Source organism: Mycoplasmopsis alligatoris A21JP2 (assembly GCF_000178375.1).
GTDB classification, from domain to species: domain Bacteria; phylum Bacillota_I; class Bacilli_A; order Mycoplasmatales; family Metamycoplasmataceae; genus Mycoplasmopsis; species Mycoplasmopsis alligatoris.
On record NZ_ADNC01000004.1, the window covers coordinates 1 to 15,518 of the forward strand.

Below are 15,518 nucleotides of genomic sequence, written 5' to 3' on the forward strand. Positions count from 1 at the left end.
ATAACGACTTTGAAGTTTATGAAGATAATAAAAATATTGATAATTTTAAATTCTTAATATCTCAATCAATTTTATGTACAGATGCAACAATTCATTTGAATAAAGATAACACTTTTGAAATGGTTGGAGATCCTACTGAAACTGGTTTATTAATGAATGGTTACAAAATAAACTTAATTAAAGAAGAATTATTAAAAATTAATAATAAAATTCATTCTTTACCTTTTGATTCAGACCGTAAAATGATGTCCGTTTTAATCGCTGGTAAAGACGAAAATTATATTATTACTAAAGGTGCTCCAGATGTTGTTTTAAACAATTGTACAAAAGCTTCTAAATTAGCTTTAGACAAAAATGAAGATTGAGCAAATCAATCATTTAGAGTTTTAGCCTTTGCTATTAAAAAAGTTGCCAAAAGTAAAAAAGAATTAAACTTTGAAGATGAAAAAGATCTTGAATTTATAGGACTCATTGCTATGATGGATCCTCCAAGAGCAAACGTTAAAATAAGTATCGATGAAGCAAAAAGTGCTGGTATAAAGCCAGTTATGATAACAGGAGACCACTTAACCACTGCTACTGCTATTGCAAAAAGTTTAGGTATTTATAATCCCGGTGATAAAGCAATTACTGGAGCACAATTAAGCGCAATGAGCCAAGAAGAATTAGAAAGAGAAGTTAAATCAATTTCCGTTTATGCTCGTGTAAATCCTGAAGATAAATTAAGAATTGTAAAAGCTTGACAATTCCATAACCAAGTTGTTGCCATGACAGGTGATGGAGTAAATGATGCTCCTGCTCTTAAAGCAAGTAATGTTGGTTGTGCAATGGGAATTACTGGAACTGATGTTTCAAAACAAGCTTCAGATGTAATTTTAACAGATGATAATTTTAATACTATTGTTAAAGCCATTAAAGGTGGAAGACAAACGTTTGATAAAATTAAAACTGTTATTTTAAATTTATTAGTTTCAAGTTTAACTGAAATTATAGTTATGTTAATTGGGCTCTTTGCTTTTAGATTCATTTTCTTTGATACTATTGGAAAAGAAACTGAATTCTGAGTGCTATCTGCTTCTCAATTATTGTGAATTAACTTATTAACACACGGTTTACCTGCAATCGCCCTTGGATTAGTCGATTCGGGAAAAAATGTTATGAATCGTAACCCTTATGATAAAAACGAAAATATATTTGCTAGAGGAATGGGAATAAACGTTATTATTCAATCGGTAATTTTATCTCTATTATCATTATTATCCTATGCCATTGTTGGAATGGTTGCAAAACAAAACAATGTTACAGGTACAGATTTTGTTAAATTAACTTCAACTGCTTGTTTTGTAACACTAGGACTAGCAGCATCACTAAACTCACTTAATTTAATGAGTGATAAAAGCATTTTTAGAGTAAGTGTAAATAAATATAAATTAGTATATTTAGCTTCATTTTTCTCATTTGCCTGTGTATTGTTTGCGGCATTTGTTCCAGGAATAAGAAGTGCATTTAAAATGTTTGACATATCAGCATTTAATGATTCATATCTATTAATATATTGATTATTACCTGTTTTATTAGGATTTGGTTTAATAGTTTCAAATGAATTTATTAAATTTGGATTACTAATAAAAGAAAAATATCAAAAATAACCTTAAGTCTAATCATTTGATTAGATTTTTTTATACTTTTGCTCAATTGAAACATTTCCACACTAACTTATGAAAAAAATTTCATAAACGTTAGAAAAAAAGCAAAATGCTAAAATTAAAATACATAGAAAAAATAGGAGAATATATGAAAAATCAAGTAATCGAATTATTAAAAAATCGTTCATCTGTAAGAGAGATGACACATACAAAATTAAACGATGATGAAATTAATGCACTAAAAGAAGCTATTAACTCATCTGCTACATCAATGAGCAGAGTTTCAGCTAGTGCAATTATTATTACTGATCAAAAAATTAAAGAACAAATTAAAGAACAATGTGGATTTAGTGGACAAGAACATTTAAGCACATCAGCAGCTATTGTAATTTTTTGTTTAGATCAAACACGCGCTAAGTACGCAGCAAAGAAAAAAGGTTTAGAAATTGATACAACAAATTTAGAAAACTTTTTACAAGCTTTTGGAGATGCCTACATAATGGCAACAAACGCTTCAGTAGCAGCTAATGCATTAGGTTATGGAACAGTTTATTTAGGTGGAATGAGATTTTTTGACATTCCTGAGTTTATACAAAAAACATATAATTTAGATAAAAATATTATGCCAGTTCTAGGTTTAGCAATCGGTAAAGCTGCTAGCCAAAAAAAATATCATCCATATCACATCAACAAAACCTTTGTTGATGGATATGATCAAGAGGTTGTTTATAAAGAATTGGAACAATTCAATAAAGATGAAATAGAATTTTTAGGAGAAGAATTTTTCAAATATTCATATATGGAATCAGTGCCAAAAAGTTACAAATTTAATTTAACCGAAAAATATGAAAAATATTTAAAAGACTTATTAAACTACAATTCAAAGAAATAGTTTTTAACTATAAAAAAGCCAAACAAAATTAGGTTCTAATCCTAATTTTTTAATTAACAAATAAAAAAGACACATAAATGCGCCTTTAAGATTATGATATAAACTAAATTTTTTTATTTTTAACAAAGAAATCAGGATCTTTAATAAAGACAAAGTTTTCAAGAATATTACGATAATGATCAACTGTACGATCTAGATTTTTTAAAACTGTAATAAATTCTAAAAGAGCTTCATTTTTTGCTTTATTTTTAGGATCAATTTCATTATAAGACTCATATAATTTAGCTTTATATAAGTTAAAAAAGTTTTCTGATTGTGTTATACAATTATTATAATTACCCATAACTGAATAGTTTTCAAGAGCATCTGCAATAATTTTGGCATATTCTTGAACTCTTTTTTCTAGCTCTGTAATAGTCTGTTTAATAAAGTCGCTAATATCTTCATGTCTTGATTTAAACTGAGCAATTCTTTGTGCATGATCACAAATTCTTTCTAAGTCAAAAATCGAGTTAATTATTCCTATAACAAAACGTAAATGGTTTGCTCTAGGCGCTTCTTTAGAAATAAATCAAATGGCATCTTCTAATAAAATTGCATGTAAATGATTTGATTTTACTTCAAGGGAAGCTATTTCTTCTTGATATTTTTCTACTATCATTGCATCATTTAAATTTGATGAGTACATTTCCTTAACAAGCTTGTGCATAGTCATAGAATGTTCCACATATTTCATAAAATCTCTTTTTAAGATTTTTTCTTCTTCTTTAACTAATTCGTAATTCATAAATTAACCTATCTTTCCATTAATATATTCTTGTGTTTTAGTATTTTGAGGATTTGTAAACAATTTTTTAGTTTTATTAGCTTCTATAATTTCACCATTATAAAAGAAAACAGTATCATCGCTTATTCTTTGTGCTTGACTCATTGAGTGAGTAACAATTATTATGGTGTAATTTTTTTTCAATTTTAAGATTAAATTTTCTACTTTTGTTGTGGCTATAGGATCAAGCGCACTTGTTGGTTCATCCATTAAAATAACTTCTGGATTAAGTGCTATTGCTCTAGCTATACATAATCTTTGTTGTTGTCCACCACTTAGATCAGTTCCAAATTTATTTAAATTATCTTTTACTTCTTCTCATAGTCCAACATCTTTAAGTGTGCTTTCGACTATTTCATTAATTTTTGCTTCATCCTTTTGTCCTTGCGCACGAAGGGGAAAAGCAATATTTTCTTTTATTGACAAAGGAAATGGTGTAGGGATTTGAAAGATCATTCCAACATTTGTACGTAGTTTTAGATTATCTACATTTCCATGTCTAATGTTTTGACCTTCATAGTAAACATCACCATCAAGTTTTACTCCTTCAAGTAAATCTAACATTTTATTTAGAGATTTTAACATTGTACTTTTTCCACAACCAGAAGGTCCTATAAATGAAGTAACAACACCCTTTTTAATATCTAAATTTATATTTTTTAAGGCTTGTTTTTTGTTTTTATACATCGCAAAAAAGTTTCTTATTTCAAAAACATTTTTTTCATTATGTTTTTCATAATGTGCTTTAATATCGATAGTTTGGTCGTTTTTCTTTTTAAATTTCGTTTTTATTTTTTCAAAAAATGAATTACTTGATTTGAAAATTGAATTAGCCATTTGAACTCCTTTTTTTGTTAATATATTGAACAGTTTTAGGGATTATAAAACTTGTTAATAATACTAAAAATAATATTAATAGTAGTGCAATAAATGCACTTTCAAGCATAATATCATGCGAATGAATTGTATTAGAATTTATTTGTGCCAAAATTCTTGTTGTTAATGTTTGACCTCAAAGATTTATTCCAAAAGTATTAGATGAAGTTAAACCGGCTGTTAAATAAAGTGGTGCAGTTTCAGCTATTACTCTACCTATACCTAAAATTAGTACATTAAGAATATAAACAAAAGCTTGTGGAATTAGAATTTTAAATATAAATTCATTTTTCTGAATTCCTAAGGCTATTGCATTGTCACGGTAATGACTTGGAACAAATTCAAAAGATTGTTGAATTCCACGAATAAAGTTAGTTAGAATCACAAGTGCTATAGTTAATGCTCCAGCAATCAATGAATTAGACATTCTACCACCAGCACTTAATCCTAATGTTTGAATAAAAAACGTTAAACCAAAGATACCAAATACAATGCTAGGTGTTGAACCTAATGCATCTATTAAAAATAAAAGCAATGTTTTCATTTTTTTATTTTTAAGATATTCTGAAATGTAAATTGCAACAAATAACGCAACTGGAAAGGCAATTATTACACTTATAAAAATAATTAAAATTGTATTTACTAATGCTCTACCTGTTGAATCTGCTTCAAAACTAAAGACTGTTGAACTTGGCATCAATATTGAATTAAATCCATTAAATAAAATATAAATTATTATTCATGCAATAAAAGCTATTGTTGTTAAAACGCTAATAATTTCCAAACTTAATTTGTATTTTTCATATATTTGTCAACCAGAATTTTTTGTTATTAATGTGCTTTTTGAAAGTTTTTTCTTAACAGCTAAAACTGTTTTATTCGGTAATCACATTACAAAACTAATTAATTTTAAGTGAAATGTTTTTAGTCATATAAACTTTGCTTGACTTTTAGGTTTAATCATATAGTGTGCAAATCCATTAATTAACATTGTTATTATAAAAAGTAATAATCCAAAGAAATACAATATTCCTCTAAGTGATTCACCACCATTTTCAGCAAAAAAGTTATATGAAATTATTGCTCCAATACTTTTAAGACCGCTTTCTCAAAAACTTTTAAAAGTATCGTTAAAAATATTGTTATAGTTTTGGCTTGTAAGTATAAAGTTTAGAGCCATTGTTTCACCTATTGCACGCCCAATAGAGAGTAAAACTCCTAAATAAATAGCTGATGAAACATCTTTTTTAACTATTTTATAGATAGTTTTGGTTTTTGTAATACCTAGAGCTAGTGAATTATCATATATTTTTACATTCGAACTTTTAAATGCATTATATGAATAAGAAACTATTGTAGGTAAAATCATAAATGAAAGCATAATCGAACCATTTATTATGTTTAATGTAGTTTTTAAATTTAAAACATAACTTAATACAGGACCTAATGCTTCTAGAGCAAATATCCCAAAGATTACCGAAGGAAATCCAGCAAGTAGATCTATTATGATTCGTAAAGTTTTTGAATATTTTTCTTTAACTCTATAAACTAGAAAAACACTACATTTAATTCCTATTGGAACAGAAATTAAAATTGCTAAGGAGACAATAACTATAGTAACTAAAAGCGGCAATCAAATTCCTGCTTTATCATTATTCAAGTTAAAATCTAATGATAAAATACTTCATTTATAATGTGCTATCCCAGGGATTGAATAATAAATTATAGTAACTAAAATTGCTAAAAATGAAAGAATAATTGATCAAGCAAAAATTGAACTACTAAAATTTAAAATTTTATTTTTAATTTGTTTTACTTTCATTATTCTACCCCATATTTTTTAAGACTAATATCATCAATTCAAAAGTTATTTAAATTAGCTTTTAGATCGTCTAAATTAAAATCTTCTTTTAACGTATTAGGCTTATACATAGATGATAAAGCATCTTTATCTAATTTAACTATTCCAAAATCTTGATAAATTTTTTCTATTTCGGAGTCTTGATTAAATAAAACTCATTCTATTAATTCTTTTGTACTTTGTGATTCATTAGTTGACAAAATTAAATTAAAAGGTCTATATCAAGCGTAAGTTTTGTTTTTAACATTATCAAAAGTAGCTTCAATTGTGTCTTTATCGTTTTGATAGTAAAAAACACTAAATCCATCTTTTTCAATTCTTTCTTTATTTGATAAAACAAAACCTAACGATAAATAGATTATTGAGCCTTCCGCTTGTCCATCCTTGTTAAAAATTCCATATGCTTCAGAATTTGATTCAGATGTTGTTTTTGTATGTATTCCATAATTCTTTTTACCTAAAAGAGTTTGATTTGTTAAGTCATCGTTTTTAATTCCTTTAAAACCGCTGGATAAATAAAATGCTTCAGCTGTTCCAGAAGTATTTGCTGCTCCATCTCTAGCAAAAGGTTTTAAATGAATCTCTGAATATTTTTTCTGTGCATTAAATTCACTTAAATATACTTTTTCATGACCTGCAAACGCTTTATATAAATTTCCTATATTTTCCTTTGAAACAGTGAATTTAGTATCTTTTGGTAACTTTGCAACAATAGCAATTCCTTCATTTCCGATAGTCACAGTTTTTAATTGTTTTTCTTTTCAGTTTTTCATCAAATCTTTGCTTGTTTCAACAGTATGCTTAGGAGATTTTGATGACATACCAATATTAATTTTTCCATTTGCTACAGCATTTATTCCATGCCCAGAACCACCTGCAACAACTCCTATTTCTAGTTTATTTGTCTTGCTATAAATGTTTGATAGTGAACTAAAAAAAGGCTGCACACCACTAGAACCAGCGGCAGATACAACCTTTATATTAATTCATGTGGTAGAAAATAGCGCCACTATTCCACCAACAGTAGCAAGACTCAGCACCGATGAAAGAATAATCTTTCATTTAATTTTTGTCCTAAATCTTTTCATATGCATTATTTTAACAAAAAAAGACCTAATCAAGGTCTAAATAAAATTATTTTTTTGGATCTATATTCGTCTTTAATATAGATAAAAAAGCTTCTTGAGGAACCTCTATACTTCCAAGAGATTTCATTCTTTTTTTACCTTCTTTTTGTTTTTTAAGTAATTTTTGTCTACGGGTAGGATCTCCACCATATAATTTAGCTGTAACATCTTTTCTAAATGCTTTAATTGTTTCACGAGCAATTATTTTTCCACCAATAGTTGCCTGAACAGGAACTTCAAAGTTTTGTCTTGGAATTGCATTTTTTAATTTTTCACACAATTCTCTAGCAGCTGGATAAGCACGATCTTTATGAGTTATAATTGAAAAAGCATCAATTTTATCAGAATTTAAAAGAATATCAACTTTTACCAAATCACTTGTTTTATAGCCAATTAAGTTATATTCAAATGATGCATAACCTTTAGTAGTTGATTTTAGACGATCAAAAAAGTCAAATATAGTTTCAGCTAAAGGCATTTGGTAGACTAATTTAGAACGTTTAGAATCTACATATTCTAAGTTAATGTAAATACCTCTTTTTGATTGACAAAGCTCCATAACATTTCCTATGTATTCGTTTGGAACGAAAATATTTGCTTCAATAAATGGTTCTTCGATATATTCAATATAAGTACGATCTGGAAGTAAAGTAGGATTTGAAATTAACTCAATTTCACCATTTGTTTTATAAACTTTGTATTCAACACTAGGACTTGTTGCAATAATAGCTATATTGTATTCACGATCAAGTCTTTCTTGCAAAATTTCCATATGTAGCATTCCTAAAAACCCTACACGGAAACCAAATCCTAATGCTTTTGATGTTTCTTGTTCTCATGTTATTGATGAATCACTTAATGAAATTTTTTCTAAACTTTCTTTAAGTTCCATGTAATCACGTGTATCAACTGGATAAAAACCGGTATACACCACTGGTTTCATTTTTTTATAACCTGGTAGTGATTCAGCAGTAGGATTATCAACTAATGTTATAGTATCTCCAACACTAACTTCTTTAGCATCACGAATAGCCGCTGAAACTCATCCAACTTCTCCTGCTCTAAGAGCATCTTTTTTGGTTTCATGAGGATTTCTTACCCCTAAATCTATTACATGATGCTCTGCATTATTTGACATAAATTTAAAACGATCATTAGGTTTTAAAACACCTTGAAAAATTCTAACAAGCATAACTACACCACGATAAGGATCAAAGTAACTATCAAAAATTAAAGCTTTTAAAGGTTTATCATCATCTGCATCTTTAGGACTAGGAATATATTTTACAATTGCTTCAAGCACATTTTCTACGCCTAAACCTGTTTTAGCTGAAACTAAAACTGCATTTTCTGTTGAAATTCCAATAACGTTTTCAATTTCTTCTTTAACAGCTTCTATATCAGCGCTTGGTAAATCAATTTTATTAATAACCGGAATTATTTCTAAATCATTTTCTATTGCTAAATAAACATTAGCTAAAGTTTGCGCTTCAATTCCTTGAGTTGCATCGACTATTAATAAAGCACCTTCACTAGCAGCTAGAGAACGAGAAACTTCATAAGTAAAATCGACATGACCTGGCGTATCAATTAAATGAAAAGTATAATCCTTGTATTTTAATTGCACAGCATTTAGTTTGATAGTGATTCCACGTTCTTTTTCTAAATCCATTTGATCTAAAAATTGTTCTTTTAGATCCCTTTTAGCAACTGTACCAGTCAATTCTAAAATTCTGTCTGCTAAAGTACTTTTTCCATGGTCAATATGAGCAATAATTGAGAAATTTTTAAGTTTTGTTTTTATCATAAGTATTTAAATTATACAAATTGTTTAAAATAAGATAAATATTTTATATAAGATTAAATTTAAGTTTTAAGCAATAAAGAAAATAGTAATTTTTTAAACATAAATTAGTTAATAAGTATTTTTTAATTCAAATAAAAGAATTACTAGCATAAATTACTTAATAAAAATTAAGAAAATTCGCTTTTGTTTATGAAAATTATAAGAATTAAGCTAAGAAATTTTTATTTTTATAGTTATTTTTGCTTTATATTAATAAAATTTTAAGAAATATATAACTCATATATAATATAAAAAAGTAAAGGAGAGCTATGATAAAAGCAAAAAAGAAAAAAATAATAATAGTTTCTAGTATTGCTGGGGGCGCATTGATTATTCCGCACGCAATTGCCGTGCCTATATATCTAAAAAATGCAAATCAACAAAATGTCGATGTCGATATTAAGTTTCGTTCTCCAAGCAGTGCAATTATTAATAACGCAATCGGGATTGATCCATTAAGAGTAAGTAATGCTGATAATAATTTAGAATTAACAAAACCTGAAAGTGCTAAACCAGTTATAAAGCCTGAAGAACCTAAACCTAAACCAGAACCTAAACCTGAGCCAGTTGATACAACACCAACTGAACCTTCACCAGAAAAACCTACGGAATCTGTAAAACCTGGTCCAGATAAAAAAGACCAAGAAGGTGATGGAAGAATAATTGTTGATGCTGAAACTGAGTTAACAATTAACTTACCAGGAAGTGAAACATTATCATTTCCAGTTAAACTAAAACATAAAATAGCTGCACCAAGACATAAATTTCCAGCTTCAGATAATGACATTATAAACCGTGTTCCATACGTTAATAATGATTCGCCTGAAGTTGTTGAATTAACTGTTACTGATGAGCTTAAAAAGGCTGTGGCAAAGCCTGTTAGGGAATTTTTAAAGACAATGTTAGCCTTTAAAGAAGAAGCTTGAAGAAATGAAAGTGGAAAAGATTTAAAAGATATTGATTTAACTAAATTAGAATTGTCTGAAAATGCCTTAGCTATGCTTAAAAAAGGATTAATTTTAGACTACACAAATGCTTTTATAACTAAAGATGGAAAATTAGATAGCCGTGGTTATTCAGTGGTTAATGAAACATATAATGGAACAACTGGAAGAATGGCCCGTGATAATGCAAGACGTAGACATTTTGGATATAAATCTTGATATGTTAGAAGCCCTCAAGATATAGCGGATGGAACTTTTGCTGGTTGAGAAAAAACCGATGTTAAAAGTGAATGAAAAGAATTTGGTTTAACTGAGGATGATGGAATTCAAGTTACAAAATATACAAACAATGATCCTGAATTTGCAAAAAGTAATAATTCAATCCGTGTTGTTTTAGATGCAGCAAATCCAAAAGGGTATCAAAAATTTCTTGACTTTTTAACAAAAACCAAAAAAGCAGGACGTAAAATTCAATCATTTGTTATAAAAAATATGGGTTCAAAAGATCAGAATCAATCATTCTTATCAATAATAAAAGCATTACCTGATGAAATCCCACAATTAGAGCTATGATTTGAATCAAACAATACAGGTGCAATGATTGGTTTAAGAGGTAAAAAAATTGATGAATTTGCAACATATACAACTGGAAATTCTCTTGTTGATCAATGAGGATTAAACCCTTGAGCAGTTGATGGAGTTGCTTATTTTCAAGATGTTGATTATAACGTCTCAAAAGATTATCCGCCTGGATTTAGACCTTCAACAAGAATAACCTGAAATGCTTTAGCTTTTGATCCTGAAAACTATAAACCAAAAGATCCAGATCCTTGAAAAGATATAAATCGTGGTTTAAGAATGGCTTTAGTTGTAAGAAATAATGAGCCTATATTTCAAGGTGGATTTGGTCCTGGATTAAATCCAGATAACAACGAAAAAGGCAATTCATATCCAGTTGGTCTTGACATTTCAAGAATTCCTGAATTAAGAAGTTTAAAAGGTTTTGATTATTCACCACTGGGCGCTGATGGAAAACCAATTGTAAGAAAGCTTAGAAGAATTACTCTTTATAGTGATACTGATTCTTATACTTTAAGTGCAGATGAAATGAACAAATCACAATATCATAAAATTATGTTTTTAGATGAACCAAGAGATGAAGAAGAAGTTAGATTGCGTTTTAACGGAGGTCCAACAGTTAAACATATGTACTTAAATGGAAACGATGTTTTAACTGAAGAAGGATTAAAAAATATGGAAACGTTTTATAGACAAGTTGGTTGAAAAGTCTTTAAAGAACAATTTAAATCAAAAGTTTTTGTAGATAAAACTAACAAAAAACTTTATAATCAACTTAAAGAACGTGGTTATCCAGTTGAGTTTAGAAGTGAAGATAGCACTTTAAAATTAAATTAAAAAATAAAAGTTTCTAAGTAAAATTTAGAAGCTTTTTTTAATGAAAAAAGACTAAATTGGCTTTTTATTTAAAAAACTAATAATTCGTGATTTAAAAAAATGTTTAGAAAAAACCTATTTTTTGCACTTTTTGGCGAAGTATTAATCATTTTTTAACCTAAAATGTATAAAATAATAAATTATTTTCAATTATTTAAAAAATTTTATATATTATAGGCTCGTATATAATAAAGGCAAAGGAGAGTTATGATTAAAGCCAAAAAGAAAAAAATATTAATTGTTTCAGCAATTGCTGCTGGAGCTATATTAGTTCCACAAGCGATTTTAGTGCCAGTTTATGTTAATCATGTTAACCAAAAAAATATTATTGTTGATATTAAACATCGTTCTCCTAGCAAGGCGATTATTAATAATGCTTTAGGAATTGACCCACTAAAAGCAAGTAATGCTGATAATAATTTAGAAGAAATTAAAAAAGAAAATCCAGCTCCTGTTATTAAACCAGTTGAGCCAAAACCTAAGCCTGAACCTCAACCAGAACCAGTTGATACAACCCCTGTTGAACCACCTAAAGAAGAGGTAAAACCAGAAGAAAATCCTAATCCTGGTAATGATTCTAAAACTAAAGATGGTGATGGAACTTTAATTGTTGATGCAGAAACAACCGTTACTATTAAAGGACCAGGTGGTGAAACTAGTACATTTCCAATAAAATTAAAACACAAAGTAGCTGATCCTAGACATAAATTTCCAGCATCTGATAATGACATTATCAACCGTATACCTTACATAAATAATGATGCACCTGAAGTTGTTGAATTAACAGTTACTGAAGAGTTAAAAAACGCTGTGGCAAAGCCTGTTAAAGAATATTTAAAAAATGTTTTATTTGCTGCAGGTCATGAATTATGAAGAAACAAAAGCGGTAAAGATATTAAGGATATTGATTTAGATAACATCAAACTTTCTGCAAGTGCAATAGAAATGCTTAAAAAAGGTTTAGTTTTAGATTATGCAAATGCTACTATAAATGAAAATGGTGAATTAGATAGTTTTGCTTATAGTCCGGTCAATGATACTTACAATGGTACAACAGGTAGAATGACTAGAGATAATACGCACCGTAGATTATTTGGTTATAAAACTTGATACGTAAGAAGTCCTAAAGCAATTGAAGATGGCGCATATGATGGATGAACTAAAGAAGATGTTAAAAAAGATTGAACTGCAGAATTTGGTTTAAGTGAAGATGATGGTATAGAAGTTAATAAATACACAAATCCGGATCCTACTTTTACAAAGGGAAATAATGCAATTAGAGTTGTTCTAGATGCTGCAAATCCAAAAGGTTATGCTAAGTTTTTAAAATTTATTAAAGATACTCAAGCTAAAGGAAAAGTCATAAAATCATATGTTTTTAGAAACATGGGTAAAAACGACCAAAATCAAAAATTTAAAGACATTTTAGCTGCTTTACCAAATGAAATTCCACAATTGGAATTATGATTTGAATCAAATAATACAGGTGCTATGATAGCGCTAAGAAACAAAAAAATAGATGAATTGGCAACTTATACAAAAGGTAATTCACTAGTTGATGAATGAGCAATAAATCCATGATCAGTTAATGGTGTAGCTTATATACAAGATGTTGATTATAACGTTTCATTTGGTTATGGGCCAAATGTAAAACCAGCAACAAGAATAACCTGAAACGCTTTATCATTTGATCCTGAAAACTTTGATAAAAACGCAGTAGATCCTTGACATGATATTAATAGAGGAATAAGAATGGCTTTGGTTGTTAGAAATAATGAACCAATATTCCAAGGTGGATTTGGGCCGGGACTAAAACCAGATAATCATGAAGCAGGAAATTCATATCCAGTAGGTCTTGATGTTTCAAGAATACCAGACATAAGAAGTTTAAAAGGTTTTGATTATTCACCTAAAGGCGCTGATGGAAATCCAATTCCTAGAAAATTACGTAGATTAGTTTTATATAGCGATACAAGTGCATATACATTAAGTGCTCAAGAAATGAATGAGTCTCAATATCATAAAATAATGTTTCTTGATGAGCCTGAAAATTCACACGAAGTGCGTTTAAGATTTAACGGATCACAAGTTAAAGATATGCATCTAACTGGTAATGCAACACTAGATGCAGAAGGGTTAAATAACTTACAAACATTTTGAAAACAAGTAGGTAAAAAAGTATTTAATGAAGGGAAAAAATCTAAAATTTTTGTTGATCCATCAAATACTAAATTATATGATCAATTAAAATCATCAGGATATCCAGTAGAATACTTTTCAGAAGACAATACATTAAAATTTAATTAAAAAATACAAAATACAAATTAAGTGTATTTTGTATTTTTATTAATGAAAAATGTTAAATTTTAATTTATACAAATGAAGGATATCCAACAAATTTTTTTACATTATTGATATCATTTTTTAAAACTGAAACATCTTCTTTTAAAACTTTAATGTCTTCTTTTACTTCTTTCATTTCTGATTTTAAAACCCTAATATCTTCTTTTACTTCTTTCATTTCTGATTTTAAAACCCTAATGTCTTCTTTTACTTCTTTCATTTCTGATTTTAAAACCCTAATGTCTTCTTTTACTTCTTTCATTTCTGATTTTAAAACCCTAATGTCTTCTTTTACTTCTTTCATTTCAGTTTTAAGTATAGAAACATCTTCTTCTAATTTATCTAATCTTTTCATTGTTATTTCATGATTATTTTTAACAGTTACTGCTAAATTTAAAACCATATTATGGGTTTGTTCAAGCCTTTCAGTAAAACTAGTAAAAATATTAACCATATAGTCAAATTTATTATTCAAGTCTTTAATGTCTGATTTTATACCTTCAACATCTTTAACAACTACCTCTATTTTTTTATTCGTTTCTTTTAAATTCACGTTTCCATCTCTCTTTTGAATTTCTTCTATTTCATTAATTATAACCTTAATCTTTTTAGTTTTTGAATTTGTTTTAACATTGATGTTTAAATCGTTGTTATTATTGTAAATTTCTTCTATTTTTTTTATAATCTCATGTAATTTCATTTTATCTCCGTTACATATTAATATTTATTTTTATGCTAAGAAAACAAAAAAAGGAAAATATCAAATACTTTCCTCAATACAATTTTTGAATCAATTATTTTTTCTTAGATTGTTGTTGACTTATTTGTCTTTTTAATTCAAAATCACTTCTATATAAATAATCATCAATAGCGTGTGCTAAGCCTGCTTGATTAACATCGCGAGCGTGATATTTTGCATGACTTTTAGTTAAGATGTCAGCATTATCCATAGCATAAGTATAACCAGCTAAATTAAACATTCCTAAATCATTTGCGCTATCGCCTATTGCCATTACATCTTCTAAATTTGTTTGTAAAACATTATCACAAAGTCACTTCATCCCTGTGCCTTTATCAACACCTTTTTTAACTATTTCAATATGTGTGCCCATAAACATAATTGTTAATTCTTGATCTAAATTTGCTTTTAATAATTCTTTATTTGCATCTATAATTTGTTGCTCTGTTCCATAAAACTCTATTTTATGTATGTCCTGATTAATTCTTCCGTCTAAAATTCATTTATCATATTCACAAAAGTCGGTTAAAAATTTATACATATTTTTTGAATAATTATGCATATAGTACTGATCAATACCAAAATAATAAAGTGGAAAATTAAACTTATTTGCCAAGTCAAAAACTTTTTTTGCAACATCTAAGGGAATATATTCAACATGTAAATATTTTTTGTCTATATTGTCATAAACAACTGCACCAGAGGCACAAACGATATATTTTGATTTTAATTTTTCAGCTAAACGTTGAATTTTTTCTAAAGGACCATTACCGGTATTTATTATAAAAGGTACATTTCTTTTTTCTAATTCTATTGCTTTTAATTCATTTTCTAAAGGTAATATTTTATTTGGAAAACCATAAATTGTTCCATCTACATCGCTAAAAACTGCTCATTTTTTCATTATTTTATTTTACCAAAATATAAATTAAAAGTAGCAATTAAAAACCACTACCAAATTTA

Annotated in this window: 11 protein-coding genes; 4 read left to right on the forward strand and 7 right to left on the reverse strand. The window is 27.9% G+C overall.

The genetic code is table 4. The features are described from left to right. Nucleotides 1-1,649 (forward strand): cation-translocating P-type ATPase (locus MALL_RS00450; protein WP_005683177.1); only part of this gene is annotated, 1,649 nt, incomplete at its 5' end. A 145-nt stretch (nt 1,650-1,794) separates the two neighbouring features. Further along, nucleotides 1,795-2,538: a nitroreductase family protein gene (locus MALL_RS00455; protein WP_005683193.1), complete on the forward strand. Its 744-nt coding sequence runs from the start codon at nt 1,795-1,797 to the stop codon at nt 2,536-2,538. A 103-nt stretch (nt 2,539-2,641) separates the two neighbouring features. Here the strand turns inward: MALL_RS00455 and MALL_RS00460 are convergent, their stop codons facing one another. The 5 genes from MALL_RS00460 to lepA are packed head-to-tail and all read right to left on the reverse strand — an operon-like array spanning nt 2,642 to nt 9,035. Next, nucleotides 2,642-3,325: a PhoU domain-containing protein gene (locus MALL_RS00460; RefSeq protein ID WP_005683216.1), complete on the reverse strand. Its 684-nt coding sequence runs from the start codon at nt 3,323-3,325 to the stop codon at nt 2,642-2,644. 3 nt (nt 3,326-3,328) lie between these two features. Further along, nucleotides 3,329-4,201 (reverse strand): phosphate ABC transporter ATP-binding protein PstB, encoded by an 873-nt coding sequence (gene pstB / locus MALL_RS00465; RefSeq protein WP_005683185.1) that lies wholly within the window; start codon nt 4,199-4,201, stop codon nt 3,329-3,331. Continuing rightward, nucleotides 4,194-6,062 carry a phosphate ABC transporter permease gene (locus MALL_RS00470; protein ID WP_005683187.1) on the reverse strand — a complete coding sequence of 623 codons (1,869 nt, stop codon included), beginning with the start codon at nt 6,060-6,062 and terminating at the stop codon, nt 4,194-4,196. Before MALL_RS00470 ends, pstB begins: the two co-directional genes overlap by 8 nt. After that, nucleotides 6,062-7,189, reverse strand: a complete 1,128-nt coding sequence (locus tag MALL_RS00475) for a substrate-binding domain-containing protein (protein ID WP_083793862.1) — start codon at nt 7,187-7,189, stop codon at nt 6,062-6,064. The genes MALL_RS00470 and MALL_RS00475 overlap by 1 nt, the downstream gene beginning before the upstream one ends. Before the next feature lie 46 nt (nt 7,190-7,235). Beyond that, entirely contained in the window at nt 7,236-9,035 is a 1,800-nt protein-coding gene (gene lepA / locus MALL_RS00480; RefSeq protein WP_005683209.1) for a translation elongation factor 4, read from the reverse strand. A gap of 308 nt (nt 9,036-9,343) precedes the next feature. Here lepA and MALL_RS00485 point away from each other — a divergent pair, with 308 nt between their 5' ends. Continuing rightward, complete coding sequence (locus MALL_RS00485; RefSeq protein ID WP_005683208.1) at nt 9,344-11,434, forward strand: putative immunoglobulin-blocking virulence protein; 2,091 nt, start codon at nt 9,344-9,346, stop codon at nt 11,432-11,434. Nucleotides 11,435-11,680: 246 nt separating this feature from the next. Further along, nucleotides 11,681-13,780, forward strand: a complete 2,100-nt coding sequence (locus MALL_RS00490; RefSeq protein ID WP_005683205.1) for a putative immunoglobulin-blocking virulence protein — start codon at nt 11,681-11,683, stop codon at nt 13,778-13,780. Between the two features lie 64 nt (nt 13,781-13,844). Here MALL_RS00490 and MALL_RS00495 read toward each other — a convergent pair whose 3' ends face one another. Both MALL_RS00495 and MALL_RS00500 read right to left on the reverse strand, forming a co-directional pair. Continuing rightward, nucleotides 13,845-14,516: a coiled-coil domain-containing protein gene (locus MALL_RS00495; RefSeq protein ID WP_005683213.1), complete on the reverse strand. Its 672-nt coding sequence runs from the start codon at nt 14,514-14,516 to the stop codon at nt 13,845-13,847. 94 nt (nt 14,517-14,610) lie between these two features. Further along, nucleotides 14,611-15,459 (reverse strand): Cof-type HAD-IIB family hydrolase, encoded by an 849-nt coding sequence (locus MALL_RS00500; protein WP_005683172.1) that lies wholly within the window; start codon nt 15,457-15,459, stop codon nt 14,611-14,613. Nucleotides 15,460-15,518 lie beyond the last annotated feature (59 nt).